The 557-nt window shown below is 69.3% G+C and carries 1 pseudogene; it reads right to left on the bottom strand.

The features are described 5' to 3' along the window. Nucleotides 1-263: 263 nt before the first annotated feature. Nucleotides 264-557, bottom strand: a pseudogene (locus tag ABD323_RS44670) (homoserine kinase); the annotation flags it as partial.

The following is a 557-nucleotide window of genomic DNA, read 5'->3' as shown; positions in this document are numbered from 1 at the left end:
CAGCGGCGCCAGCCGCCTGCAAGAGATGGGGCCGACCACCGCGATACCGGTTACCCCCGTCGAGATAACGGAAGATGTGACCGGGAGAGGTTCCCGTGACCATCACCGGGTGCGGAAATGAGCACGGTGACCGAACGCCCCCGAGCGTAGACCGCCCACCCTGTGGGTGCAACAACCACCCCGCTCAGTGGCGTGCCTCACTCTTGCCGGCCGGAAGGTCATCTGGAGGGAAACCCGGCCTGCCGCAACTGACGAGGCCCTCGTCAGGCCAGGTAGATCTGCACACCGTCGAGGTCGATCGCCGGTGCGAGGATCTCGTATCCGTCAACGTCGACGTCCGGCGGCACTATTCCCGCGCCCGACTGCTCCCCGTACGGGAGGGCGAGCACGGTCGGGCCCGCCCCGGACACCGCCGCAGCGATGCCGCGGGAGCGCAGCTCGTCGACCAGTCGCACCGTGGCCGGGTACGCCGGGCGGCGATAGTCCTGATGCAGCCGGTCGCCGGTCGCGTCGAGCAACAGGTCGGGCCTGCTCGTCATCGCGTGCACGGCCAGTGC

This window comes from Kitasatospora nipponensis (genome assembly GCF_039528135.1).
In the GTDB taxonomy this organism is placed as follows: Bacteria; Actinomycetota; Actinomycetes; order Streptomycetales; family Streptomycetaceae; genus Kitasatospora; species Kitasatospora nipponensis.
This window is presented reverse-complemented; position numbering and strand designations above follow the sequence as displayed.